Source organism: Marinovum sp. (assembly GCF_034669705.1).
Classification (GTDB): domain Bacteria; phylum Pseudomonadota; class Alphaproteobacteria; order Rhodobacterales; family Rhodobacteraceae; genus Marinovum.
Map to the genome: position 1 here is coordinate 73,929 of NZ_JAXMOR010000004.1, position 24,880 is coordinate 98,808.

A 24,880-nucleotide genomic window follows, 5' to 3' on the forward strand; every position below is an offset into this window, starting at 1 on the left:
GATCTGCCGCCCTGCGAGGGTCAGATCGACCTCAAAGCCTTCGTTGCCGCCCTGCCCCGCGACCTGCCGCTGGCGTTGGAGGTTCCGATGACCCGACTGGCTGCGATCGAGGGGCCTGAGGTCGTCATCAGAGAGGTTATGGCAGGCGCGAAAAGGCTCCTCGGCTGACGCCAACGATGCTGTCAAACGCTACTCCGATCCAGCCTTGCAGCAAGTACGACAAGGAGGAACGCTGCAACAAGCCGGTTCTGTGCCTTCCCAAAAACGATTCAGTTTGGTGCGCCCAACACGCTCAGCTTGGAACAAGTCAGCACGCTTCCAAGGAAGGTTACCCACAAGCCAAGCTAGAGTGCCGCGTGTGCGGAGTTAGGGTTTTCGTCGCTTTATCAAGGACTTAATTTCTTGCAGGTCGCGCCACCGACGCACATATCACCTAGATGTCAATATTTTCTGGATCTGGCCCGCAATCGTGATATAGACAAGAAAAAAGGATAAAAAGAGTAGAGGCGATGGCGGCAGGACTACTAGCTTCCGAGCAGTTGATGAATTTCAGTGAAATCATCGATACAGCGTTGGCACAACAACGAGCGCTCCTTCATGCGCCCGACAGTCGTAAATCGGACACTCCCTTGCGGTCCTTTTCCGTGCGGGAAGTGTCGCATGCGTTGAGGTTCAAGTATAACTCCCTTCGCCAGTATCTCAATACGCTGGAAGGCATGCCCGACGGCACTGTCGAACCCGGCAATCGCAAATACTTCACGGCAGAAGAGATCAACCAGATCCTCGAAGTTTTGCGCAGATCGGGCAAGCTGGAAGACAGCCGATACCCGCGACGTTTGCCTAGCGACCCCCAGGCAAGACTGGTGGTCTACAATCTCAAGGGGGGCGTCTCCAAGACATCGCTGTCGGTCAATCTCGCGCAATTCCTTGCGCTGAGCGGCTATCGGATTCTGGCCATCGATCTCGACCCTCAAGCCAGCTTCTCCGACATGTTCGATATCCAAGCCGACGTCGAGGGATTGCCCTCAATCTACGATGTTCTTCGATATTCCGATCCGGAAAGCGGTGAAGGACCGATCCCCATCACTCAGGCCATTCAGGCGACGTATATGCCGAATATCGACATAGTGCCCGGTTCGATGTCGATGACCGAGTTTGAGTTCGAAACTTCGGCCAATTTCCGATCAGGGTCGGAGGGCAGCCCATTCCACAGGCGGATCTCGGATGCGCTTGAAATGGTGGACGATTACTATGACTTGGTCATATTCGACACCCCTCCACACATGAGTTTTGCTGTTATTTCAGCAGTTTATGCAGCCACAGGCATGCTCATTCCCCTGTCCGCGGGCATGTTGGATGTGGTGTCGCTTGCCAAGTTTCTGGAGTTGGCCGCGAGTACGATGCAGGTTGTCGAACAGCATCAAGACAAGCGCTACGACTTTATCCGCTTTGTTTTGACGCGATATTCCGCGTCGGACCCGGCGCAGCTTCAGCTTTCGTCTTTCCTGAGGTCGCATCTCAGCGGATCGATGTTGAAGCATGATTTCGTCAGTTCGACGGCGGTCGCAGACGCCGGCAACACAATGAACCCGCTGTTGGAGCTGCCACCCTCCAGCTTTCACCGACGCACCTACGATCGCATCTTCGAGTCCCTCTCGGGCATAGCGGATGAAGTCGACGCCGAAATCATGCGGGCCTGGAGCCGGGACCCATTTCAAAGGGAGGCTGACTGATGGCACGAAAACCTAGACCGGTGTTTCCTGATCCCCCCGAAAGTGGTGCGGCCGCGACTGTCACCCCCAAACCCATGCGACGCGCACCGATGTTCGCCAAGGGGGCTGCAAGCCTTGAAAACGCGGCGAAGTCCGCTGCTGCCGAAGAGCGGATGTACCGCAATCTTTCGGTCGACCTGATTGATCCGTCTCCCATTCGCGACCGGATAGATTTGACCGAAGGTCTGGAAGACCTCAAGGCAAGCCTTGCTTCCGAAGGTCAGCAAATCCCGATCCTCGTTCGTTCCAAACCGGACAGTGATCGTTTCGAAATCGTAACAGGGCGGCGACGACTTCAGGCCACCAAAGACCTCGGTCGCGACACGATCCAGGCCTTCGTTCGTCGTATGAGCGACGAAGAGGCCTTTATCGCGCAAGGTGTGGAAAACAACGCGCGTCTTGAGACGTCCTTTATCGAAAGGGCTCGAACGATCGTGACGGCGCTCGATGCGGGCTTCACCCAGGTCCAGGTCGAGAAATTTCTCGGTGTGGACCAAAGCATGATCTCACGAATGAAATCGATCTATTCCGGTCTTGGCGAGGACTTGGTTCTGGCCATTGGCCCGGCACGCGGGACCGGCCGCCGGAAATGGGAGCGCCTTCAGAAGATCGTTAGCGAGATCGGCTTGGACAAGGCCACAGAATGCGCCTTGTCATTGGCCGGTGAGAGTTCCGAGCGGTTCGACGCTCTTATCAAGAAACTCGAAGAGAGATTCGGGTCGCGTCCATCGAAGCGCGCACCCTCCCCTTCCCCGCTGGAACCGCTCACCGCAACGCGGCGCGGAAAGCAATTGGTCATCCGGACGACAACGGCGCCAGAAGGGTTTCTGGACTACCTGCAAGAGCAACTTCAGCACCTGCTGGAGCAATACGAGAAACAACGAAAATGAGGCGTCACCCGCGGCTTCGAGATGGCAAAAAGCCACACGGAGCCGCCAACATTAACCGAGCATGAGGGAGCAGACAACAGGCATAAGAAAACCCCCCAAAACCGGAGTTCTGAAGGGTTCTCAAGTCGATTAGCACCTACTTGATATCCCGCAAACGAATCACTTTCAACATCGATCTTCGGTGAACGGGTAAATTTTGCCGTCTGAAATGAAGAATGACGACACAAACCACCGCGCGGACGACGCGGGGGCCGGGCAACTTTGTGCCTGCTTACGCCTTCGTCGACCGTTGGGCCGTTCTGCAATTGGTGAAGGACACCGCGGAAATTACCGGCATTCGAGAACGCGAGATTTCGATCCTTGCAGCGCATCTCAGTGTACTTCCCAAGGGTAAACTGAACCCCGGGCAGATGCTGATTTCGTATGCGCAGGTCACCGGCATTCTTGAGCGCGCCAATTGCATGGACGAGCGGCGATTTCGGCGTGGCGAAGCAAGGTTGGAGGAGCTCGGCTTGGTCGTCCGGAAACTGTCAGGCAATGGCCGCCGATTTCCGGTCCGTGATGGCAAGGGCAGAGTCATAGACGCTTATGGCATCGACTTGGCCCCGTTGTTTTCCCGCATTGCGGAGTTACAACACGCGCTGCAGCAACATCGCGATCAGATGGCCGAAATGCGGTCCATTCGCAGTCGCATCAGCGCTACCTTGTCCACGATCAAGCGGCATGCGATTGACGAAATGTCGAATGGCTTGGCAGAAAGACTCGCCGACTTTCGAAACCGGCTACGTCGGCGAAATGTGCCGCTTGTTGAACTTGCCGATATTGAGACTGAAGTCATGACGCTGTCTCGTAAATATCGCGGCTCGGACCCCAAATATTGTAGAAACGACCACATCGGTTGTGACCAAAATTCGGCGAAAGAGTCCGCCGATAGCGGTCAAATTGTCCGGCACATAGAGTCTCCAAAAAAAGAATATTCAATAGATGCCTCCATCGATGATCCGAAGAAGGTCTGGCAACGGTGTTCTGTTCTATCGCAATTCTACCCGGAAACGCCAACGACCCTTCCGACAATGATCCGCGCGCTATTCGATTTTCTCGGATACTTGGGGTTACGGCAAACTTGGAGAGAAACCTTGGTCAAGTCCTTTGGGCTATCGAATGCTTTGCGGGTCGCCAACTACTTGGCCGAACACATCGAGTCGATTTCGGAGGTCGATGCTTACATCAAACAGATGATTGCAGAGTATCGAAGAGGAAACGCGGTGGCCGCGGGAACAGTCGGTCTGCCGTTAACCGCGCAATTATGACCGCGGTCATACTACACTATTTCGCCTCATATGACCGCGGTCATAACTTCGGGCGAAATATCTAAGAGTGAGAGAGTTGCTGTGGAAGGTTTGACGGGTTTGAGGATCGGGAGAGAGGCTTCCGGCGCCCGTCGAGGAGAAGACCAGATGGCCAAAGCGCCCCAGAAAATCACCCTCTCGCCGTCCCGCGATATCGCTTTCGACAAGCTCGTGCTGAGCCAGTCCAATGTTCGGAAGATCAAGGCGGGCGTCTCCGTCGAAGAACTCGCGGAAGACATCGCCCGGCGAGGTCTCCTTCAGAGCCTGCATGCGCGGCCGGTTTTGAATGCCCGCGGGCAGGAAAGCGGCAAATACGAGATCCCTGCCGGTGGGCGGCGGTACCAAGCCCTCGCCTTGCTGGTGAAACAAAAGCGGCTTGCGAAGAACACGCCAATTCCCTGCATTGTCCGCGATGCCAACAGTGAGATCACCGCCGAAGATGACTCGCTCGCCGAGAACCTGCAACGCGCCGCGCTGCATCCGCTGGACCAATTTCGGGCCTTCGTGGCGTTGCGCGAGAAAGGGCAGAGCGAGGAGGAGATCGCGGCCGCGTTCTTCGTGGCGTCTCAGGTGGTCCGGCAGCGGCTCAAACTTGCGGCCGTGGCCCCTGCCCTGCTCGACGTTTACACCGAGGACGACATGACTCTCGAACAGCTCATGGCCTTCACGGTGAATCCGGATCATGACCGTCAGTGCCAGGTCTGGGAGGCGCTCAAATCGTCCTGGTCGAAGGACCCCTACCAGATCCGGCGCATGCTGACGGAGACCAGTGTGCGCGCCGAAGACAGTCGCGCCGCGTTCGTAGGTGCCGCGGCTTACGAAGCGGCTGGGGGCACCATTCTGCGCGATCTCTTCGAAAGCGATCGGGGCGGCTGGTTCGAGGACGTGGCCTTGCTCGACAAGCTCGTGGCGGAGAAACTGACCGCCTGCGCCGAGGCGGTGGCGGAAGAAGGCTGGAAGTGGATCGAAGTGGCTGTCGACCTGCCGTATGGCTTCGGCATGGGCCTGCGGAAGCTGGCCGGTGTCTCGCGCCCGATGTCGGACGAGGAAAGAGCGGCGCTGGCGAAGCTGCAGGACGAATTCCAGGCGCTGGAAGCCGAATACGCCCAGGCCGAGGAGTATCCCGACGAGATCGATGAGCGGTTGGGCGAACTCGAAGACGCCATAGAGGCCCTGGAGCAACGGCCGATCGACTATGACCTGAAGGAGATCGCGCGGGCCGGGGCCTTTGTGACCATCGACAGGGCAGGGGAATTGTCGGTTCACCGCGGTTACGTGCGGGTCGAAGATGAGCCTGCTGCTGAACCCGATGTCCATGAGGTTGCAGAGGATGCACAGGGCGTGACCGCGGACTGGCGGGGCGGGCACCGTGATCACCACTTTCGGGCGGACGGAAGAGACAGTGTCGGACGAGGAGCGCGAGGACGTGCTGAAGCCCCTGCCCGAGCGTCTGATGTCGGAACTCACCGCGCACCGGACGCTGGCCTTGCGCGACGCCATTGGCGGCCACCCCGACTCGGCCCTGACCCTGTTGCTCATGAAACTTGTGAACGACTGTTTCGGGTCGTCCACTTCGGCGGGCAGCTGCCTGGAGGCCAGCGTGCGTCAGGTCTACCTTGCGGCGCAGGCCCCCGATCTCGCGGAAAGCGCTGTTGCCAAGTCCGTCGATGCACGGCACACCGGGTGGACAGAGACCTTGCCCCTGGGGGACGACGCGATGCTCTGGAGCTACCTGGCGGGTCTCGACCAAGAGCGGCGCCTGGCGCTTTTGGCGCATTGCCTCAGCTTCGGCATCAACACACTGCATGAGAAGGTGAACCCTTATGGTGCCGGGATCACGGAGGGTGGTCTCTCGCGTCGCATGGCTCAGGCCGATATTGCTGCGCGGGCGACCGGGCTCGACATGGTCGATGCGGGATGGGAGCCGACGGTGGAAAACTACCTCGGCCGGGTGCCGAAGGCGCGTATCCTCGAGGCGGTCCGCGAGGCGAAGGGCGAGGGCGCCGCGCAGTTGATCGACCATCTCAAGAAGGACGAGATGGCGAAAGAGGCCGAGCGGCTGTTGAAGGGCAGTGGCTGGCTGCCGGACCCATTGCGCCTGGCCGAGCCCGATACGGGCACCGGTTCGGATGACTTGGTGGGCGAAGTTGAAGACGACGACCTGCCGGCCTTCCTTACCGAGGTGGCAAGCGACGAAATGCCTGCGGTGGCCGCCGAGTAGCGGCAGGGCAGGGGAGGGGTCCTTCAAGCTGCGGGCCCCTTCCCGATCTCGACCCAGGCCGCGGTCTCTCTTGCACCGGGACCGCGGTCAATTCTCCGGTGACGCCATCTCATTTTGACCATGAGTGCGGTCAGCAGGCTAATGCGGCTGCTGCTTCTCGGAGATCCGGCACCTGCTTGCGGAGGTCCAACCCCCGCGTCTGACATTCCCTTTCCTTGGTCCAAAGCCGGTCTTTGCGTTCAACCCGTAAAGGGTCGGACGACGCCAGAGGCGTGCCGCCGCGCGGATTCGGGGTGCATGCCCCCCGAACGCACGCGGTGATCGCAGACCGGTTTCGTACACTTCGGGGTCCTGTCAGGCGCGGGGGATGGTCCTCCGCCACAAGCAGGAGCCAGAACATGTCCCGCAAAGATGCACACGCCTTCGCCGCCAGCCTCGCCACCACGCTGATGGTCTCCATCGTTGTCTTCTAGGCCGGAGACGGAACCTACGGCGCAATCCCCGCCGACGAGATCGATGGCGACGAGGTTTCGGTGATCTCGGAAATCGATCCCTACGGGTGAGGCCCCTGGCCTCACCGCCTCGCTGGTCCGGTGCGGACCGGCGGGGCAGGTCTCTTGCGGCGTACGTACGATGTATGTACGCTAGTCGCAAGGAGACCTGAATGACCCCGACGCAGGACGCCGCCGACGCCATTTCCGAGGCGAAATCGCTGCGCAAGGATTTGCGCCTGAAACCCTCGGTCATGGCGGCCATCGAACGTGCGGCCCTGGCCGTGGGCATGGACACCAGCACCTTCATCACCTCGGCGGCCTACCGGGAAGCCCTGGCGGTCGAGGCGGCGCAGTACCGCACGGTCCTGCCGCAAGAGGCCTTTGATGCCTTCGCCGAGGCCGTGCATCGCCCGGGTGAGCGCCTGGACTCCCTGAAAGACCTTCTGAAGGCCAGACAGTCGCTTCGGTCGGATGGATGAGCCTGCCCTCCAGGTCTGCGAATTCGACAGGTCCGTTCACGACCTGAGCGGGTTCAGCAGTGGCGTTCCGGCGCTGGACAGCTGGATCAGGGCAGGCATGTTGCAGCAAGTCGACAAGGGGCGGCTGCATGTCTGGTGCATGACCCGAGGAGCCAGCGCGGTGCTCGGGCTCTACGGGCTGGCCTTGCACGTCGTCGAATGCGATGCCGCGACCGGGATAGAGCACCGACAACGGGCACCAATCCCGGCGATCACCCTGTCCCTCCTGAGCACGGATGTTGCGGTCCGGGGGCAAGGCCTGGGATCGGCGCTGATGGCGGATGCGGTGGCGCGGGTGCACAGGCTTTCGGCAGGAATTGGCGCTGCGGCGCTGGTGCTGGACGTCTGGCCCAATGCGACGGCAGAGAACCATGCGGCCTGGTATGCGCGGCTCGGATTCAGACCGATTGAGCCGGGCGGTCGCTCGCAACGTCTTTGGCTATCAATGACCGACATTGGTGCGGCGCTCTGATCCTCTGTCGGAAAGATTCCGAGCTCGGTGGTCTAGCTGCCGCTTCGTGTCAAGGTCTGCCGTGCGCTCCTGTATCGGACCAGTCCCTTCCTTCACATTTTTCAGCCAGCATCTTGCCGACGTGGAAACCGTTTGAGAGCGGCTGCAGGTCGACACCCATTGGCCGCGGTTTTCCTTTCACGGGTCTTCATCACGGCAGGGCAGGGGGCCACGATCTGAAGCATAATGGTGCCCATGCGCAAGGTGAGGTCACCCACGGGCTGCCCGACCTCCTCCGCGAAACTCCGACAGCCCGGCATCAGCCCCTGTCCCATCCGGCCTCGGAAACATCCCTTCGACTGACAATCCCCTAAGCCTGTTCGGCCTCTGGCGCGCAACCCCGCTCGGGGCCGGGCCGTGTCGGGCGTGTTCCACGCCCAGCCCGCACCACCCCGGCCCTCGGGGGTGTCCGCCGGTCGTGCCTCCCGTCGTGCACGCCTCACCCGACAGGCTTTGCCCGGGTCTTGTCGAAGGGACGGTCCCAAGGACAGAACACACAGGAGCTAATCATGCAGAACATCGTCATCCTCGCCGGCAACATCGGTCAGACCCCGGAGGTCCGCACCACCCAAAGCGGCACCAAGATCACCAGCTTCAGCCTCGCCACCTCGCGCCCCCGCCTCAAGGAAGGCCGTGTTCTGCGGGACGACAACGGCTACCGGGTGATGGACACCGAATGGCACCGCATCACCTGCTTCAACGGCCTCGGCAAAACGGTCGCGGATCATTGCGAGAAGGGCATGAAGGTCCTCGTCCAGGGCCGCATCCACTACACCAAGTGGATCGACAGCGCCGGCAACGACCGCTATGGCTGCGAGATCATCGCGGACAAGGTGGACTTCCTCTCGCGCCCCAAATCCTCCGAAGGCGAAAGCCCGGAACTGGTCGACCGCCACGACGACATCCCGTTCTGAGACCGACAGACCACGGGCCCGGCAGGTCAGCTGCCGGGCCTGATTTCCGTTCAGCACCTACCACCAAGCAGCTCAACTTGAATAGTGTCAGAAGGAAAGCTATTTTTCTGACATCAGGAGATTGCGACATGGCCCAACTGACCGAACGACTGAGCGAAAAAATCCTGGCGCATGCGCGGGCTTTACCCGAAGGGGTTCCGGTAACCGCCAAGGGACTGCTGCATCTCGGAAATCGGGCCGCCGTCGATCAGGCGCTGTCGCGCCTCAGCAAGCGCGGTTCCCTTCTGCGTGCCGGGCGCGGAGCCTATGTCCGGTCCGTCGAAAGCCGCTTCGGCAAACGCGCGCCGTCGGTCGAGAAGACCGTGAAAGCCCTGGCCGAGCATCGCGGTGAACGCGTCTCCGGGAGCGGAGCCATGGCCGCCAACGCGCTCGGCCTCACCACGCAGGTGCCGACCCGGCCTGTCTACCTGACATCTGGCGCATCGCGGCGTCTCTGGCTTGGGCAGCAGGAGGTGGAACTGCGTCACGCTCCGAACTGGCAACTGGCACTTGGCAATTCCCAACCGGGACAGGTGATTCGTGCGCTGGCCTGGCTTGGTCCGGAAAAAGCCGAAGCTGCGGTCAAACGCCTCCGGCGATCCCTGAGCGACGAGGATCGCGCGGAACTGGCCCGGGTTGCGGGGCGCATGCCCGACTGGCTGGCCGCTGTCCTGGGCCGCATGGCCCATGGCTGAGACCTATTTCGACCTGTCAGCGCGTGACCGGCGCGAGGCGCTGACGGTGGCCGCCAACGCTTCGGGGCGACCCGTGCACCTTCTTGAAAAGGATATCTGGGTCGTTTGGTGCCTGGAGACGTTGTTCGGTAACGAGATCGGCGCGCCGCTCGTGTTCAAGGGCGGCACGTCGCTCTCCAAGGCGTATCGGGTGATCCGCCGGCTCTCCGAGGATGTGGACCTCACATACGATATGGTCGAGGACGGCCTGCTCATGGATGAGGCCCATTCTTTCGATGAAATGATGGCTGCCTGCGCCGATCTGGAAGCCAAGGCGCGCGGTTCCGTGGCGGGTTGATCGCGATATCTGACGGCCCTCGGCCCCCCTCTGCACCGGACCGAAGAGAGCGAGAGAAATGTGGGGCTTTGGTGACGGGTTTGGGGTTGAGAGAAAGGCTCTCGACGCCCGTCGCGGAGTAGACCACATGAACACGATCGAAGTCCTCGACCCCGTGCGCCCCGCGCATGGCGGTTACAAGGTGGATGTCAGCCGGGGTGAGCGAAACGGGCGGGTGTCCTCGGAATGGTTCAACCGGCCGGATGACGAGCGCTACCTGTCGCTGGATGATCTCTGGGCCAGCGTCAAGGGCCGGTCCGAGCGCAGCCGCAGCCGGGTGGTGCAGACCGCCGACATCCGGGTCGAGGCGCCGCGCGACAGTGCCGAGCGGCTGCAACTGATGCTGCCCGGGGCAGGGGAACCCGCCGCGCCGACGCATTGGGCCTTTGGTCAGCTTGCGAGCATCGTTGGTGCTCCGGCCTCTTACCTGCGGCAACTGCCCGCGCCGCTGGCCGGGATCAACCTGCAATACGGGCTGACCGACCACCGCGCCGAGCAGATCAAGACCTTCGAGACCGCAGATGGCCGCACCGAGTTGCGCGCGGTGACCGGCCCTGACTATGGCCGCATCCACGATTTCGAACTGGTGGAGGCAGTGCAGCGCATTGCGGGCAATGGCACGGGCGACACCCGCTGGAAGGTGCCGGGCGTGCTCGATTGGTCGACCGGTATCTACAACCCCGATGTCGAGATCAGCCGTGACACGACCACGCTCTATGCCTCGGACCGCGATGTCTTCCTGTTCCTGGTCGATGACCGCAACCCGATCGAAGCAGGCAAGTTGCCGGATGGCTCGCCAGACCTGTTCTTCCGGGGATTTTATTGCTGGAATTCTGAGGTGGGGGCCAAGACGCTCGGTATGGCGAGCTTCTACCTGCGCGCGGTGTGCCAGAACCGCAATCTGTGGGGCGTCGAGGAGTTCCAGGAAATCCGCATCCGCCACTCGAAATACGCCGCGTCCCGTTTTGCCCATGAAGCGGCCCCGGCGCTGACGCGGTTCGCCAATTCCTCGCCGCAAGGGTTCGTGAACGGGATCAGGGCTGCACGACAGCAGGTCGTCGCACGCTCGGACGAGGACCGGAGCGACTTCCTGCGCAAACGTGGCTTTTCGAAAGCCGAGAGCGCCAAGGTGATCGACGCTGTCCTGATGGAGACCCATCGCCCGCCCGAGAGTATCTTCGATTTCGTGCAGGGGATCACGCGGCTTGCCCGCGACAAAACCCAGCAGGATGCACGCCTCGACATGGAAGGGCGCGCGAAGAAGCTGCTCGACAAGGTCGCTTGAGTGTCTGGGTCGAGGCGACATGCATGTCGCTTCGGCCCGGAACATCCCTGAGCATGCCCGACGAAGTAATCGCTTTGCTCCGCTGATGCCCGTGACCGGGTCTACTCGGTTGCTTCGGTATTGGTTTCCGGCGCGGGGGCATCACCGCCGCCCCCGGAAAAAACGGCAATCAGTATGATCAGGACAACCACAGCACCAGCGATAATGAGAGTGTTTCGAGACATAGCGCATCGTTTCCTTTTTTCAGCGGGTCTACCGCCAGATCACGATAGCCAAGTCCCGACGTCGATGAAGCGATTCCCGTCCCTGCCCCGGGAACGGCGGAAATGCGCTGCTAAGGCGAGCTACATAATCGCCTTTGGGCTATTGGCGAAAGGCGCTGGTGAGCCGCGAGAAACGACATTCCAACACTCGGTGATCAGGCGGACTCGTCGAGGGCCCTGAGACGCTTCAACCACGCTGCTGCCGCTCTCGAGGAAGAGGGTAGCAGTTCGAGCTTTGACGGAAGAAGCGGGAAGAGAGGCTTTCCGCGCCGTCGGAGGCCTTCACATGTTCGATCTTCCCGTATCTGCTCATCTGACTGCGCATTCTGGCCGTTGTGGCCAGAAGTGGGCAGACGTTGCCGCCAAACAGGACTTCCCGTTCGTCCTGACATTATCCGCTCGCTCTGCCGCGGACGCGATGTCCGGGCAGGCGGAGCCCGACGCCCTCGACCGTTTCGCTACCTTGGCCGAAGCCATGCACGCCGCGATCGAGTTTGCTGAAAACCTGGATTCCATTAGCACGCAGCAAATCCTCGCGATCCTCGATCGCGACGAACGCCTGGTTCTTGCCGGAAGAGCTTCGGGGGAGCGATGTCCTGGTGTCACCCCGTGGCGAACGCCCCTGAGGCGCGCTCGGCAGTGCGCGAAGCCAGCGAGCTGCGGGCGCAGGCCATACGCGCCGCTGACTGGGGTGAGCCTGAGCTTGCGGGGCGGTTGCGGCACCGCGCCGATCTCCTTGATGCTCGGCTGGTCGATCCGCTGTGGCGTGGTTTCTCGGCCCACGCTCTGCAGATCGCCGCGTGACACCTGAGAGACAGAGGAGGGCAGGGAGGTGTTGAGCCTTCTGGGTACGAGGCAAAGTGCCCCGCGGTTCGACCTTTCCACCCTTCACGGAGAACCTCATGAAACAATCCGAACCCACCCTCCCGGCGCCGTTGGCGCCCTCCAGGATCGATTCCGCCGCCCTGCAGGCGCGGCAGGCCAAGCGTGACGCGCGTATCGCGGCATTGCGACCGGCCAACAGGGATCGCCTCTTCGACGCTCTCACCACAGCTGGCATCACCCATGTCACCATTGGCTTCGACGGCTATGGAGACAGCGGACAGATCGAAAGCATTTCTGCCTACGCCGACGGGACCGAGGAGGCTTTCCCTGAGACCCAAGTCGCCTTCGCGGCATTGACCTGGGACGCCCCGGAGGTCGAGATGCGGGCGCTTTCGCTCGAAGATGCCGTCGAGCAATTGGCCTACGACTTCCTGTCCGACACCCACGGCAGTTGGGAAAACAACGACGGGGCCTATGGCGAATTCTGCTTCGACGCGAGTGCCCGCACCATCCACCTCGAGTTCAACGAGCGCTTCACCTCGTCCGAACTCACCACCCACGATTTCTGAGGGCGGCGGCGATGACACATCCCTGTCACCCCGCCCTCTCCACGGTGAAAAAATGGGGCGGCACGGTCGAGGATTACCTCGGCACATGCAAAACCATCGGCTGGACTGGCACGCACGAATGGCTGGCCTCGGCGATGTACAGGGAGGATTTCGATGCCTGAGCTCATCTGCACAACGGTCTACCAGTTCCCTGAACTCTCCGACGTCGCCAAGGAAAAGGCGCGCAGCTGGAATCGCGACCTCGGCCCCCATGAGGACTGGTGGGACGCGGTCTACGAGGATTTCGAGCGGATCTGCGATATTCTCGGCGTCCGGCTCAAAACCACCCCCGTGCGGCTGATGGGCGGAGGGACGCGGGCCAAACCCTGCATCTGGTTTTCCGGGTTCTGGAGCCAGGGCGATGGGGCCTGTTTTGAAGCATACCTCATCCACGCCAAGGGCGCGGCCGCGCGTATCCGGGACTATGCCCCGACCGACACAATTCTGCACGGCATCGCCGACCGCCTGCAGGCCATCCAGCGGCGGAACTTCTACCAGCTCGCTGCCGAGGTCAGCCATCGGGGCCGCTACTACCACGAATACACCATGTCCGTTGACGTCACGCGCGACAGCCCAAGCTGGCAGCCGCCCACGAAGGACGCGGAAGAGATCGCGACCGAGGCGCTGCGCGATCTCGCCCGCTGGCTCTACCGTCAGCTTCAAAGCGAATACGACCACCTGACCTCGGACGAGGTCGTTGACGACGGCATCATCGCCAATGAATACACCTTCACCGCAGGGGGGCGGCGGTTCGGTTGACACATGGGAGGGCTCAACCCAACTCTTGCAGAATATCCAGAATATACGTATATTCTGGGCAAATGGAGACCCAGATCATGCATGAGCTTCCCGAGTTCAAGGCGGCCGACCTGACGCGGCACACAAGTGACCTGTTTGACGCGGCCATTCGGTCGCCAATCGCGATCACCAAGCATCGCAAGCCGAAATTCGTGCTTATGAGCATGGATCAGTACCAGCAGCTCGCGCGGGGGGCCACGCAGCAGGCTCACATGGTCGACGAGATGCCCGAGGATCTCAAGGCGCTGATGATAGAAGGGCTCCAGCGGGATTTGACGCAGGCGGATGACTAAGCCGAGCGCGGGAGAGGTTTTCCGCTATCCGTTCCTGTGGAAACGCGAGCAGTTGGCGGGCGAGACCGAGGGCCGCAAGACGCGGCCTGTCTGTATCGCTGTCACTGTCGCCAAGTCCGATAGCGAGACCGTGGTGTTCATCCTGCCGATTACCACGCAGCCACCCTTGCCCTCGCGCAAGTTCATCGAGGTGCCACAAATCGAGTCGCAGCGCGTAGGGTTGGAGACCCATGTCCGCAAATGGGTCATGCTGGACGAGATCAACACGGATATTCTGGAGCGGTCCTATGTCTGGGAGGACCGCACGCCCATCGGCACGTTCAGTTCTGTCTTCACATCCAGGATCCAGTCCAACCTGATCGCGCTTGCCAGGTCGGGCGGGACATCCGTTGTCGATCGGCTGAAGTAATCTCGATCACAGCAGGGTCTGCCCAGCTTCACTTGTTCCCGTCGATCCACTTCGACATCAGCCCCTTGTCGCGGAAACACTCATCTGGCACGGCGCGCCGCTTGATCCGGGCGAGGCGTTCGGCAAAGGCCACCTGCTTCGAGGTCGGGCGGTTGTCCTGTCGTGCCGTTCTGAGCTTGGCCTGGGCATCGATCCAGGCACTGAGCGAACGTCGATCCTGCTGGACCTCCCAGGGCAGGGGGGTCTCATTTCGTTGTGCCAGTGCGCGGGCATAAGCGATTTGCCTTGGCGTTGCAGGCAGGACATGGGGGTTGTGTTCCATTGCGACGACTCCCTTGGCGCGTCGCCAAAGATATAGAACAAATAGAGAACAAAATCAAGTTTCCGGTGTGAACGGTGCGTTTGAAAGAGGAAGAGGTGGGCCGGGGAGGGTCAGGCCTGAGGGTGCTCGAAAGAGGGTGTCCGGGCCTCATCCTGTTCCTCATTCCGGAGTTTCCCGATGTCCCATCTCGCCCCTGTTGTTCAAACGCGCGTGCATGCGCCCGGTGTCCCCATCCCGTCCCCCGATACGGCCGCTGCGGTCTTGAGTGTGGCCGAGGCGCTGCAGCCTGATCTGGCGCAGGGTTTTCAGATCGACGCGCTGCGCCTGCGCGTCGAGATGGAGCGCGCCTTTGGCGGCTCGGATGCGGACGGCGCCTGGGACTGGAAACTGGCCTATGAGGCGGGCGAGGCAGCGCTGATCCTGTTCCTGCGGAAGTATGGCCGTGCGCTTCTGGCCAAGGCCGGCTCGCCCGCGGCGCTGCTGCCGATCCTTGCCAAGGTGTCCGGCCTTTTGCCGACCCATACGCGGCGATCCGAGGAGATGGAGCGATTCCAGCAATTCTCGACGCCTTTACCCATGGGGCTGGCAGCACTGGCGGCGGCACAGATCACCGCGTGCGATCTGGTCCTCGAGCCATCGGCCGGAACGGGCCTTCTGGCCATCCTCGCGGAAATCGCGGGCGGCAACCTGGTGCTGAACGAGCTTGCCGCAACCCGCGCCGACCTTCTGCGTCGCCTGTTTCCCGGCCGACCAGTCACGGGCTTCGACGCGGCGCAGATCGACGATCATCTCGACGCGGACCTTCGTCCCAGCGTGATTGTGATGAACCCGCCGTTCTCGGTTGTGGCCAAAGTCGATGGTCGGACGACCGAGGCGACAGCGCGGCATCTGCGCTCGGCGCTGGCGCGGCTGACCCCCGGCGGACGGCTCGTCGCCATCACAGGTGCCGGTTTCGCGCCCGACGCGCCCGCCTGGGCTGACAATTTCGCCCGCCTGACCGAGACCGCGCATCTGGTGTTCACAGGCGCCGTGTCCGGTGCCGCGTTTGCCAAGCACGGCACCAGCTTTGAAACCCGCCTGTCTGTCTTCGACAAATGCCGCGGTGGCGAGCGGGGCGGCATCACTGCCCATCTGGCGCGCCCGATTTCGCCTGATGTGGCCAGCCTGCTGTCTTTGATCACCACCCATGTCCCCCCGCGCCTCGAACTGGATCAGGTCGCGGCAGAGGGGCAGAGTCGATCTTCCTTCTTCCCGGGAAATCCTGCCCGCACCGCGCGCACGGCTATCAGCACATCCCGCGCAACAGCAGCAACGACCCCCAGCGACACCGCCACGCAGATCGATGCCGCGGACCTCGCCTATACCCTGCGTGATGCGACCGAGGACGGTGGCAGTGCGCGCTTGTCGGATGCCATTTATGAGACCTTCCAACTCCAGGCGATCGATATCCCCGGGGCGGAACCGCACCCGACCAAGCTGGTGCAATCGGCGGCCATGGCTTCGGTCGCGCCCCCGAAACCGACCTATCGCCCCAAGCTGCCTGCGGCCATCTTGCGCGATGGCCTGCTGTCCGACGCGCAGCTTGAGACCGTGATCTATGCCGGCGAGTCGCATTCTGCGCATCTCGCCGGGTCTTGGTGCGTGGATGAGACCGGCGATATGGTCTCGGCCGCCACGGACGACGATCTCGACGCCATCCGTTTTCGGCGGGGGTTTTTCCTCGGCGACGGTACCGGTGCGGGCAAGGGCCGCCAGTCTGCTGGCATCCTGCTCGACAACTGGTGCCAGGGCCGGCGCAAGGCGCTCTGGATCTCGAAGAGCGACAAGCTCCTGGAGGATGCGCAGCGCGACTGGTCCGCACTTGGCCAGGAGCGCTTGCTGGTGACGCCGCTCTCACGGTTCTCGCAAGGTCGCGACATCCCGCTGGCCGAAGGCATCCTGTTCACCACCTATGCGACGCTGCGGACGGAAGAGCGGGGCGCGAAGAAATCCCGGGTCGATCAGATCGTCGACTGGCTCGGCGCGGAGTTCGACGGGGTGATCCTCTTCGACGAAAGCCATGCCATGGCCAATGCCGCGGCATCGAAAGGCGATCGCGGCGAACAGGAAGCCTCGCAGCAGGGCAGGGCGGGCCTGCGGCTCCAGCACAAGCTACCCAATGCCCGCGTTGTCTATGTCTCTGCGACCGGTGCCACGAATGTGCACAACCTGGCCTACGCCCAACGGCTCGGGCTCTGGGGCGGCGAGGATTTTCCGTTTGCCACAAGGTCGGAATTCGTCGAAGCCATCGAGGCGGGTGGCGTCGCAGCGATGGAAGTCCTGGCCCGCGATCTGCGCGCGCTGGGGCTCTACACGGCGCGGTCGCTGTCCTACGATGGTGTTGAATACCGGATGCTGGAACACATGCTGACGCGTGAGCAGCGCAGCATCTACGATGCCTATGCCTCGGCCTTCGAAGTCATCCATTCGAATTTGAGTGCAGCGCTGGAAGCCTCGAACATCACCGGCGAAAGCGGCGGCACGCTGAACCGCCAGGCCAAATCCGCGGCACGCTCGGCCTTCGAGAGCGCCAAGCAACGTTTCTTCGGCCACCTTCTGACCAGCATGAAATGTCCGACTTTGATCCAAGCCATCGATGCCGACCTGGCGGCGGGTCATGCGGCGGTCATCCAGATCGTCTCGACCGGCGAGGCGCTGATGGACCGGCGGTTGGCCGACATCCCGACTGAGGAGTGGAACGACGTCCGGGTCGACATCACGCCCAGGGAATACGTCCTGGATTACCTCGCCCATTCCTTTCCGGTGCAACTCTACGAGCCGTTCACCGACAGCGAGGGCAATCTCTCGTCACGGCCAGTGACGCGTGACGGTCAACCGGTGGAATGCCGCGAGGCGGTCCGGCGGCGCGATGCACTGATAGAGCACCTGGCTTCCCTGCCGCCGGTGCCGGGGGCACTCGACCAGATCGTGCAGCGCTTCAGCACCGACCAGGTGGCCGAAGTCACCGGTCGGTCGCGGCGTATCGTGCGCAAGGGCGAGGGGGCAGAGGCCCGGTTGGTCGTGGAAACCCGCGCCGGTGCCGCCAACCTGTCCGAAACCCAGGCGTTCATGGATGACCAGAAACGCATCCTGATCTTCTCCGATGCCGGCGGCATCGGACGCAGCTATCACGCCGATCTCGGGGCGAAGAACCAGCGGCTCAGGGTGCATTACCTGCTGGAGCCCGGCTGGAAGGCCGATGCGGCGATTCAGGGGCTTGGGCGGACCAACCGCACCAACCAGGCGAAACCGCCGCTGTTTCGCCCGGTGGCCACCGATGTGAAGGCGGAGAAACGGTTCCTCTCGACCATCGCGCGGCGGCTCGACACGCTGGGTGCCATCACCCGCGGTCAGCGTCAGACCGGCGGGCAGGGGCTGTTCCGGCCGGAGGACAATCTGGAATCACCTTACGCCCGCGATGCCCTGCGCCAGCTCTACCGGCAGATCTTCCGCGGCGCTGTGCCGGGCTGCTCGCTGCAGCGCTTCGAGGAGGCGACGGGGCTGAAGCTCGCCGACGACACCGGGCTGAAGGAGGACCTGCCGCCGATTACCACCTTCCTCAACCGCCTCCTGGCGCTGAAGCTCGACCTGCAAAGCGCGCTGTTCACCGCCTTCGAAGACTTGCTTGAGCAAAGGATCGAAGGCGCGATGGCCGCCGGTGTCTACGACCTCGGGCTCGAGACCTTGCAGGCCGAGAGTTTCCAGGTCACCGATCGGGCGACGATCTACACCCATCCGGGCAGCGGGGCTGAGACCCAGCTCCTGACACTCACACAGAAGACCCGCAATCGGCCGCTGTCGCTGGCCGATGCGTTCGACTGGCTGCAGGACCCGAAAGCGCAGCTTCTGGTCAATGACCGCTCCGGCCGGGCGGCGGTGCAGGTGCCCGCGACCGCGTTGATGCTGGACGACGGCAGTATCGAGCCGCGGGTCCGGCTGGTGCGCCCTTCGGACAACCCCTCGGTGCCGTTGAAAGCGATGGAGGATAGCCATTGGCAGACGGCGGACCGCGGTCGCTTTTCCGCGGCCTGGACTTCGGAACTGGCGGAGACCCCGGAGTTCAGCGAGACCACTTTGCACATGGTCTCCGGCCTGCTGCTGCCGATCTGGAAGCAGCTGCCGCAGGACGAAACCCGGGTCTACCGGCTGCAGACCGATGACGGCGAACGCCTGATCGGGCGGCGGGTTTCGCCGACCTGGGTCGCCAACACGTTGGCCGCCGAGGCGCCGGAGGTTTCCGCCGTGGACCTGCACGCGCTGCTCCTGGCGGGCAAGACACGGGCCGAGCTGGCAGACGGGCTGGAGCTGATCCGGGCGCGGGTCGTGGGTGTGGACCGGATCGAGCTTGTCGGCTTCACGCCGGACCAGAAAGACCGCCTCAAGGCGCAAGGGTTCTTTTCCGAGATCATCGCCTGGAAGCTGCGGCTCTTCTGCCCGGTGGATCACACGGGCGTGGCCGTGCTTACGCGGTTGCTTGCACAGGCCCCGGTGCGCGGCCTACATGCACGCAAAAGTTGTTGAGGGATTGTCCCATGTCATCGGAAACCGAGGCGCTCCTGCGCGAGCTTGCGCAGGACGCGGAGAATGTCTGCCGCCGTTACCTTCCCGCCGGGCGGCGGGAGGGCAACTACTGGCTGGTGGGCGATCTGCAGAACAATCCCGGCCGGTCGCTCTACGTGCGGCTGACCGGGCCGGAGGCGGGCAAAGGTGCCCGCGGGAGATGGACCGATGCGGCCTCGGGCGAGTTCGGCGATCTCCTGGACATCATCCGGGCGCGAACCGGGATTGCGACGTTCCCCGAACTTCTGGAGGAAGCCCGGGCGCATCTCGGGCGGCCTTCCCCGGTCCAATCCGTGAACGCAACCAAGACGCCTCGCGCTTCCCTTAGCGACAAGCGCGATGCGGCGAAACGCCTCTTCGCCGCCTCGCAGCCGGTGGCGGGCAGCCTGGCGGAGACCTACCTGCGGGCCCGCGGCCTTCGCCGACCGGTTCCCGGCACCGTTCTGCGCTTCCATCCGACCTGCTGGCATCGGGAGGACGGACGAGCGAAAGCCGTGCCGCGCCCGGCGCTGATCGCGGCGGTGACCGACGGGGCAGGGGACCTTCAGGGTGTGCATCGCACCTGGCTGGCGGCGGATGGCAGGGGAAAGGCCCCGGTCGAGGTGCCGCGCCGGGCCATGGGGCAGATCCTCGGCAATGCGGTCCGCATCGATCCGGTCTCCAACTGTCTGGCGGTCGGCGAAGGGATCGAGACCATGCTGTCCTTGCGAGAGGCACTGCCCGAAGTGCCGGTCTGGGCGGCACTCTCCGCGGGCCATCTCGGGGGTGTCCTGCTGCCCGAAGGGCTCAGACGCCTCTACATTGCCTGCGACAGCGATCCGGCAGGCGCGCGCGCGGCGGAGCGGTTGCATGCCCGCGCCGCCGAGGCCGGGATTGCCGTGCGGGTGCTCGCGCCGCGGCTCGGGGATTTCAACGACGATCTCCTGGCGGATGGCCGCGAGGCGCTAAGGCAGAGGCTCCAGGCGCAGATCGGTCCCGAAGACCGGGTGCGGCTCAAGCGGACAGCCTGAGCGCAAGGGACGGGGCGGAGGCTCTATGCGCTGGTCCCGTCGGTTTGGCGGAGCGGGACCTGTCTCAAACTCCGGCAAACTCCGGCTCCGGCGGGGCCCTGCACGGCCTTCACGTGATGGGCAGGCCGTCAAAGGCGCCGCCCCCTCAAGGCCGGGGGGCAACTGATTTCCGCCGGCGGCAGAGCCGCCTTTGCATCGCGAGGCAAATCAGCCGCCCCCCGGTCTCCTCCACATGCGTTCCGGCCCCTGCGGGGTGAAGGGGCGCCGCCCGTGACGGCGAGGGCTGCCCATGAAGGCCGCGCGAGACCCCGCGCGGACCAGACCAGCCGGAGGCAAGAGAGCCATGACCACGTTAACCCACGACGATTTCGAACCCGCGCAGATCGTATCCCAAACCGCCCACGCGCTGCAGGAACTGCAACTCTACGGCTACCGCCCCTTCCAGGACGAACCCGACCCGCGCCCGATGCCCGACGGGCAGCGCCTTGCCACCGCGGTGGCGGATGTCTTCGACGCCCTCGTCGCGACGCTCGCCGACACCCGCATGGAGCCCGACCTCGAAGAGCTTCTCTGGGGCAGCGTCAACCTCTTCCACCGCGCGTCGGCCCGGATCGACCGGACGCTCGATGACAACGAACAGGCGCAGCGCCGCCTGGGCCGCGAGCAGGACGGCTCCGAGGTCAAGGCCGGCGAGCTTGAACGCCTGACCGCCGAAGGGGTGAGCCTCGTCGAACGGCGCAGCTGCATGGACCTGTTCCGCGAAATCGCCGCCGAGCAGTTCGAACTGCACACCGGCTCCGCCTGGCGTCCGCGCTCGGGGTCCACGATCAGCCACCGGGGCCTGACCTCGGCGATGATCGACAGCCGGGATTTCCTGAAAGCCCGCCGCCGCGCCGAGGCCGAGCAACTCCTTCCCGAAGGTACCAAAGTGGCCCTGACCGGCGGCACGGAATTCAACGATCACCAGTTGATCTGGGCCAAGCTCGACCAGGTCCACGCCAAGTATCCCGACATGGTGCTGATGCATGGCGGCAGTCCGCGCGGCGCCGAGCGCATCGCCGCCAAATGGGCCGAGACCCGCAAGGTGACCCAGATCGCCTTCAAACCCGATTGGACCAAGCACGCCAAGGCGGCGCCCTTCAAACGCAACGACGCGATGCTCGAGGTTCTGCCGGTGGGTGTCCTGGTCTTCCCGGGCACCGGCATCCAGGAAAACCTCGCCGACAAGGCCCGCAAGCTGGGCATCCCGGTGATGAAGTTCGGAGCGGGGGCGTAAGCCCCCTAATTATCCTGTCGGAGTCGTTGGGCCATTTCCGTGTATCCGCGCCTTTCGGCATGTTGCAGCGGGGTAAGGCCTTCGCGGTCCGCAAGCGTTCGGTCGGCCCTGGCATCAAGCAGGGCGTCGAGCACGGCCTGATGGTCCGGACCGCCATCGCCCAGCACCACCGCCTCCATCACCGCCGTCCAGTGCAGGTTGTTGACGTGGTCGAGCGGAGCGCCGGCGGCGATCAGGCGGCGGACGACCTCGACATGGCCGAGGTGCGCCGCGGCGATCAGCGCAGTGCCGTCATAAGGACTGGTGACAAGGCCGGGATCGTTGCCGAGTTCGATGGCCAGCGACATCAGCTCGGGGTCGTCGGCCACTGCGGCGATGGTGACCACGTCATAGGCCTGATGCTCCAGCGCGTTCATATCGGCCCCGGCCTCGGCAAGCGCGCGCAGGGCGGCATCCTGCGAGGCGAAGGCCGCTACATGGGCCGGGGTGCGGCCGCGGAGATCACGGGCATTCAGGTCGGCGCCATTGGCGGCAAGTCGGCGGATGGCGGCGGTATCACCCTCATGCGCGGCGCGGAACAGCCCGTCGTAGCTGGCGATTTCGCTGGATGACGGCGCAGTCTGTGCCGTGGCCGTCGCGGCAACGGCGGCGAGGAGAAGGGCGAAGATGAAACGCATGGCAAGACCTTCCATTCAAGGCTGGGAAGGGGCCGCGGCAGGTGCGCGCGGCCTCGTCTCGTTGATTTATCATCAAGCTACGCCTGACGAAATTTACATAAAACGGATTACGCGCGAATAAAAATAACGTAATATCAACTAGTTGATGTCGAACTCGTACGCTTTTCGTGTCTCCCCGGTCGTCATTCAGTCATGCCCACCAAAAGCCACCAAAGCGATGAACAGACAATCAGCTTTTGCGTCAGGTCGAAATACGATCGTGATCCGACGACCTCGTCCGCCGTGCCGGACCAGCCAGCCGTCCGACGGAGAAGAAAGTCGCGTACCAGACATGGGGTTCCGGACGATGTCGGAAACAAGAGCGTCGATCTCGTCAAGTCGGCGGCTCGCGGCTGCGAAATCGCCTTCCGTTACTTCGACGATGTGATCCACCAGAGCATCAAGATCTCGCGCGACCAAAGGGTGGCGGACGACGCGCATTACGAGGAGCCGTGATCGCCCGCCCGCGCGCGTTGTTTTAGATACTCCCTGGCATTGGTGGTTATGGTTTCGCCCGTCCGCACTGGCTCCCAGGAATCTGGCGGCAACGCGAGACGCCGCTGCACTTCGGCCTCAAACAGCGTTCGCTCGCGTTCCCGGGCTGTCCGCGCGCGCGCCAATTCGCCAGAGACCGCCGCGCTGATGTTTGGATACTCGCCGCTTTCGACCAATTCGCGTGCGAAGGCAAAGGCGGCCTCGGTGAAGCTGACGCTCTGTTTGTGGGCACCCATGCGTTTCTCCATGCGCCGGTAGTCTGTTGGAGCACCATAAGCTATCGGTACTTCAGTTGCAATCGGGCTGAGAGTTTGATGGGTCGCTCACAAATCCTCGGAAACGTTTTCAGAGTGCGCAAAGTTCGCGGCTTGTCACGCCGCCGCGCCCATCGGTTCATATATGACGCCATGGACTTCCTCGCCGAACCAGGCGGGTTCGCGATCACCGTTGTTCCATTCATAGAGATAGCCGACCAGTTCGCCTGATGATCTGGCGTAGATTCGCATGATTGGGGTGCCGGTCAAACGGGGCGATTGGGACATTCTGCTTTCCTCTGAACTCGTTACACAATGCAGTTGTTCTGCAACGAATAGCCTTTCTTGCGAATGTCTTAGGAAGGTTATACTGCAGCTGCAACATGCAATTTTGAGTTGTTCACAGCATAACGCGAGTTCTTGCCTAGATTGGAAAAAGCGTTCGATTTCAAAGGCTAAGAGCTTTGATCTGCTTCGGCGTCGACTGTCGGTCGCAGCTACTCTTTGTCCCGTGTCGCGGCCTCCGCCAGCTCTTCAAGAATCCGGTCGATCTCGGCCCAGACCAGTGGTTCCAGTTGGCCGCGGATGAGCGACCACTTGCTGCAGACGCCCAGCGGGTCTTCGGTGCTTTGGATCGTCGCCAGCGATTGCGCATCGACAGCCACGGTCGTCCGCATGCGCCATGCGGGAGGTTTGGCGGTCCGTTCCTCCAGCGGTGTTATGAGTTCAGGGCGCAATGTCCAGGCCTTGGTCGCCCGGCGCAATGCGGCTCGCACGACATGGGCCGGATTGAGCCCACACTCCTGCAGAGCGCTTGCCTGCCGTTCCAGCGCAGTCACCCTGACATCCACTTTCCGGGTATTTGCGGGCGCCTGAAAATGAACCGCCGGTGCGCTTCGTTCTGACGCCGCTGTTTGTAGCCCCGACCGTGATGGGTCCGGGGCTGGCAGTCGTCGTGGCGTGTCCTCGCGTTCGGGCGTAGATCGGCTATCAGACCGAGGCCCGTGATTCACCTCTTCATCTCCGAGCGCGACTGGCGGCGCGGAGTGGAGACCGGAGGCGTAGGCGGGGTCAGGCTTGGTAATAGACGGTATCTTCTTGCGCATGATCGATCAGGCCGCGAGCACGTTGTTCAGGATATCGGTTGCCTCTTCCAGCGCTTCGACCACGTGCCGGACATGCGGTCGCATCAGCGGGTTGGGATCGGCCTGTTTCTGCAGCGCGATCGCGTGCAGCATCCCCTTCTGATCCATTTCCTTGTAGGCATTCCGGCGCAGCATCACTGTCTCAATGAGCGGGAACACCCCGACTGCCTGCTCGATCAGCGCGGCATCCGCCTTGGTGGATTTCGGATCGACCATGTTCAGGACGACATGGTGTTGCGGCAGCGCGGAGGGATCGTCGACCCGCCCAGCAAGATTGCGGAACCAGCTCACGGTCTGTCCGCCAACGTCGAAATCCGACGTCGAAAGCATGACGGGCGTCACGATGTGATCGGCCAGAACCGCGATGTCGTCCGACCATTCGGCCCCTACCCCGGCCGTATCGATGAAGACGAAGTCTGCTGATGCCGCCTCGTAGGCCTGCTCGATCATCTGATCGACCTCGGCGACGCTTTGCGCGACAGCAGAGGTGAGCAGTGGTGACGCCAGCCCGGCCGCGTCCGCCCGGCTGTGCCAGGCCGAAAGGACGCCGGTACTGTCGGTATCGATCAACAAAACGCGGCGGTTGGCAGCCACCGCCGCGCTGATCAACGCGCGGGAGAGCGTGGTTTTCCCGCTCCCTCCTTTCCGGGCCATCGCAGCGATCACCACAAGGTTGTCATTGGGCATTTTCGAAGATCCATCGAAAGTAGTGTAGTGAGACAAAAATAGTGAAGTGCGGATAGCGCGGAAGCCTCCGAGCGTCAAGCATTTGGCAGCGAACGGGACGCATAAAGCGTTCCGCA

The 24,880-nt window shown here is 62.8% G+C and carries 25 protein-coding genes and 1 pseudogene; 20 read left to right on the top strand and 6 right to left on the bottom strand.

Annotation, left to right across the window (positions count from 1 at the left end):
* The first annotated feature begins 509 nt into the window (after positions 1–509).
* From VOI27_RS04130 to VOI27_RS04205, 16 genes and pseudogenes are all read left to right on the top strand, one after another.
* On the top strand, positions 510–1,733 hold the full coding sequence (locus tag VOI27_RS04130) for an AAA family ATPase (protein ID WP_323764034.1): 1,224 nt from the start codon (positions 510–512) through the stop codon (positions 1,731–1,733).
* Positions 1,733–2,662 carry a plasmid partitioning protein RepB gene (gene repB, locus VOI27_RS04135; protein WP_323764035.1) on the top strand — a complete coding sequence of 310 codons (930 nt, stop codon included), beginning with the start codon at positions 1,733–1,735 and terminating at the stop codon, positions 2,660–2,662. Before VOI27_RS04130 ends, repB begins: the two co-directional genes overlap by 1 nt.
* A gap of 215 nt (positions 2,663–2,877) precedes the next feature.
* Positions 2,878–3,972, top strand: coding sequence for a helix-turn-helix domain-containing protein (locus tag VOI27_RS04140; RefSeq protein WP_323764036.1), 1,095 nt, complete (start codon positions 2,878–2,880; stop codon positions 3,970–3,972).
* A gap of 147 nt (positions 3,973–4,119) precedes the next feature.
* A pseudogene (locus tag VOI27_RS04145) lies at positions 4,120–6,232 on the top strand (ParB/RepB/Spo0J family partition protein).
* A gap of 664 nt (positions 6,233–6,896) precedes the next feature.
* Positions 6,897–7,205 (top strand): DUF1778 domain-containing protein, encoded by a 309-nt coding sequence (locus tag VOI27_RS04150; protein WP_323764037.1) that lies wholly within the window; start codon positions 6,897–6,899, stop codon positions 7,203–7,205.
* Positions 7,198–7,716, top strand: a complete 519-nt coding sequence (locus tag VOI27_RS04155; RefSeq protein ID WP_323764038.1) for a GNAT family N-acetyltransferase — start codon at positions 7,198–7,200, stop codon at positions 7,714–7,716. The genes VOI27_RS04150 and VOI27_RS04155 overlap by 8 nt, the downstream gene beginning before the upstream one ends.
* Positions 7,717–8,264: 548 nt before the next feature.
* A complete protein-coding gene (locus VOI27_RS04160; protein ID WP_323764039.1) occupies positions 8,265–8,669 on the top strand; it encodes a single-stranded DNA-binding protein in 405 nt (134 codons plus the stop codon).
* A 128-nt stretch (positions 8,670–8,797) separates the two neighbouring features.
* A complete protein-coding gene (locus tag VOI27_RS04165) occupies positions 8,798–9,403 on the top strand; it encodes a DUF6088 family protein (protein ID WP_323764040.1) in 606 nt (201 codons plus the stop codon).
* Positions 9,396–9,740: a nucleotidyl transferase AbiEii/AbiGii toxin family protein gene (locus VOI27_RS04170; protein WP_323764041.1), complete on the top strand. Its 345-nt coding sequence runs from the start codon at positions 9,396–9,398 to the stop codon at positions 9,738–9,740. Before VOI27_RS04165 ends, VOI27_RS04170 begins: the two co-directional genes overlap by 8 nt.
* Positions 9,741–9,867: 127 nt before the next feature.
* Positions 9,868–11,064, top strand: coding sequence for a DUF932 domain-containing protein (locus VOI27_RS04175; protein WP_323764042.1), 1,197 nt, complete (start codon positions 9,868–9,870; stop codon positions 11,062–11,064).
* Between the two features lie 549 nt (positions 11,065–11,613).
* Positions 11,614–12,138 (top strand): DNA repair protein RadC, encoded by a 525-nt coding sequence (locus tag VOI27_RS04180; protein WP_323764043.1) that lies wholly within the window; start codon positions 11,614–11,616, stop codon positions 12,136–12,138.
* A 91-nt stretch (positions 12,139–12,229) separates the two neighbouring features.
* On the top strand, positions 12,230–12,721 hold the full coding sequence (locus VOI27_RS04185) for a DUF6878 family protein (protein WP_323764044.1): 492 nt from the start codon (positions 12,230–12,232) through the stop codon (positions 12,719–12,721).
* A gap of 11 nt (positions 12,722–12,732) precedes the next feature.
* On the top strand, positions 12,733–12,882 hold the full coding sequence (locus tag VOI27_RS04190) for a hypothetical protein (RefSeq protein WP_323764045.1): 150 nt from the start codon (positions 12,733–12,735) through the stop codon (positions 12,880–12,882).
* Entirely contained in the window at positions 12,875–13,519 is a 645-nt protein-coding gene (locus VOI27_RS04195; protein WP_323764046.1) for an antitoxin of toxin-antitoxin stability system, read from the top strand. Before VOI27_RS04190 ends, VOI27_RS04195 begins: the two co-directional genes overlap by 8 nt.
* A gap of 77 nt (positions 13,520–13,596) precedes the next feature.
* Positions 13,597–13,851 (top strand): type II toxin-antitoxin system prevent-host-death family antitoxin, encoded by a 255-nt coding sequence (locus VOI27_RS04200; protein WP_323764047.1) that lies wholly within the window; start codon positions 13,597–13,599, stop codon positions 13,849–13,851.
* Positions 13,844–14,260: a hypothetical protein gene (locus VOI27_RS04205; RefSeq protein WP_323764048.1), complete on the top strand. Its 417-nt coding sequence runs from the start codon at positions 13,844–13,846 to the stop codon at positions 14,258–14,260. The genes VOI27_RS04200 and VOI27_RS04205 overlap by 8 nt, the downstream gene beginning before the upstream one ends.
* Before the next feature lie 28 nt (positions 14,261–14,288).
* Here VOI27_RS04205 and VOI27_RS04210 read toward each other — a convergent pair whose 3' ends face one another.
* A complete protein-coding gene (locus tag VOI27_RS04210; protein ID WP_323764049.1) occupies positions 14,289–14,582 on the bottom strand; it encodes a hypothetical protein in 294 nt (97 codons plus the stop codon).
* 177 nt (positions 14,583–14,759) lie between these two features.
* On the opposite strand from VOI27_RS04210, the gene VOI27_RS04215 reads away from it, so the two are divergent.
* The 3 genes from VOI27_RS04215 to VOI27_RS04225 all read left to right on the top strand — a co-directional run bounded on the left by VOI27_RS04215 (position 14,760) and on the right by VOI27_RS04225 (position 21,467).
* Positions 14,760–19,142, top strand: a complete 4,383-nt coding sequence (locus VOI27_RS04215; protein WP_323764050.1) for a bifunctional class I SAM-dependent methyltransferase/DEAD/DEAH box helicase — start codon at positions 14,760–14,762, stop codon at positions 19,140–19,142.
* Between the two features lie 11 nt (positions 19,143–19,153).
* Positions 19,154–20,191 carry a toprim domain-containing protein gene (locus VOI27_RS04220; RefSeq protein WP_323764051.1) on the top strand — a complete coding sequence of 346 codons (1,038 nt, stop codon included), beginning with the start codon at positions 19,154–19,156 and terminating at the stop codon, positions 20,189–20,191.
* Between the two features lie 343 nt (positions 20,192–20,534).
* Positions 20,535–21,467 carry a DUF2493 domain-containing protein gene (locus tag VOI27_RS04225; protein WP_323764052.1) on the top strand — a complete coding sequence of 311 codons (933 nt, stop codon included), beginning with the start codon at positions 20,535–20,537 and terminating at the stop codon, positions 21,465–21,467.
* Between the two features lie 5 nt (positions 21,468–21,472).
* Here VOI27_RS04225 and VOI27_RS04230 read toward each other — a convergent pair whose 3' ends face one another.
* Positions 21,473–22,159, bottom strand: coding sequence for an ankyrin repeat domain-containing protein (locus VOI27_RS04230; RefSeq protein WP_323764053.1), 687 nt, complete (start codon positions 22,157–22,159; stop codon positions 21,473–21,475).
* Between the two features lie 177 nt (positions 22,160–22,336).
* Here VOI27_RS04230 and VOI27_RS04235 point away from each other — a divergent pair, with 177 nt between their 5' ends.
* Positions 22,337–22,639 (top strand): hypothetical protein, encoded by a 303-nt coding sequence (locus VOI27_RS04235; protein ID WP_323764054.1) that lies wholly within the window; start codon positions 22,337–22,339, stop codon positions 22,637–22,639.
* Here VOI27_RS04235 and VOI27_RS04240 read toward each other — a convergent pair.
* The 4 genes from VOI27_RS04240 to VOI27_RS04255 all read right to left on the bottom strand — a co-directional run bounded on the left by VOI27_RS04240 (position 22,624) and on the right by VOI27_RS04255 (position 24,764).
* The gene (locus VOI27_RS04240; RefSeq protein WP_323764055.1) at positions 22,624–22,914 is read right to left on the bottom strand and encodes a hypothetical protein; all 291 of its coding nucleotides are present in this window, start codon (positions 22,912–22,914) and stop codon (positions 22,624–22,626) included. The genes VOI27_RS04235 and VOI27_RS04240 overlap by 16 nt on opposite strands.
* A 135-nt stretch (positions 22,915–23,049) precedes the next feature.
* Positions 23,050–23,220: a hypothetical protein gene (locus tag VOI27_RS04245; RefSeq protein WP_323764056.1), complete on the bottom strand. Its 171-nt coding sequence runs from the start codon at positions 23,218–23,220 to the stop codon at positions 23,050–23,052.
* A 209-nt stretch (positions 23,221–23,429) separates the two neighbouring features.
* Complete coding sequence (locus tag VOI27_RS04250; protein ID WP_323764057.1) at positions 23,430–23,771, bottom strand: hypothetical protein; 342 nt, start codon at positions 23,769–23,771, stop codon at positions 23,430–23,432.
* 273 nt (positions 23,772–24,044) lie between these two features.
* Positions 24,045–24,764: an AAA family ATPase gene (locus VOI27_RS04255; protein ID WP_323764058.1), complete on the bottom strand. Its 720-nt coding sequence runs from the start codon at positions 24,762–24,764 to the stop codon at positions 24,045–24,047.
* Positions 24,765–24,880: the final 116 nt, after the last annotated feature.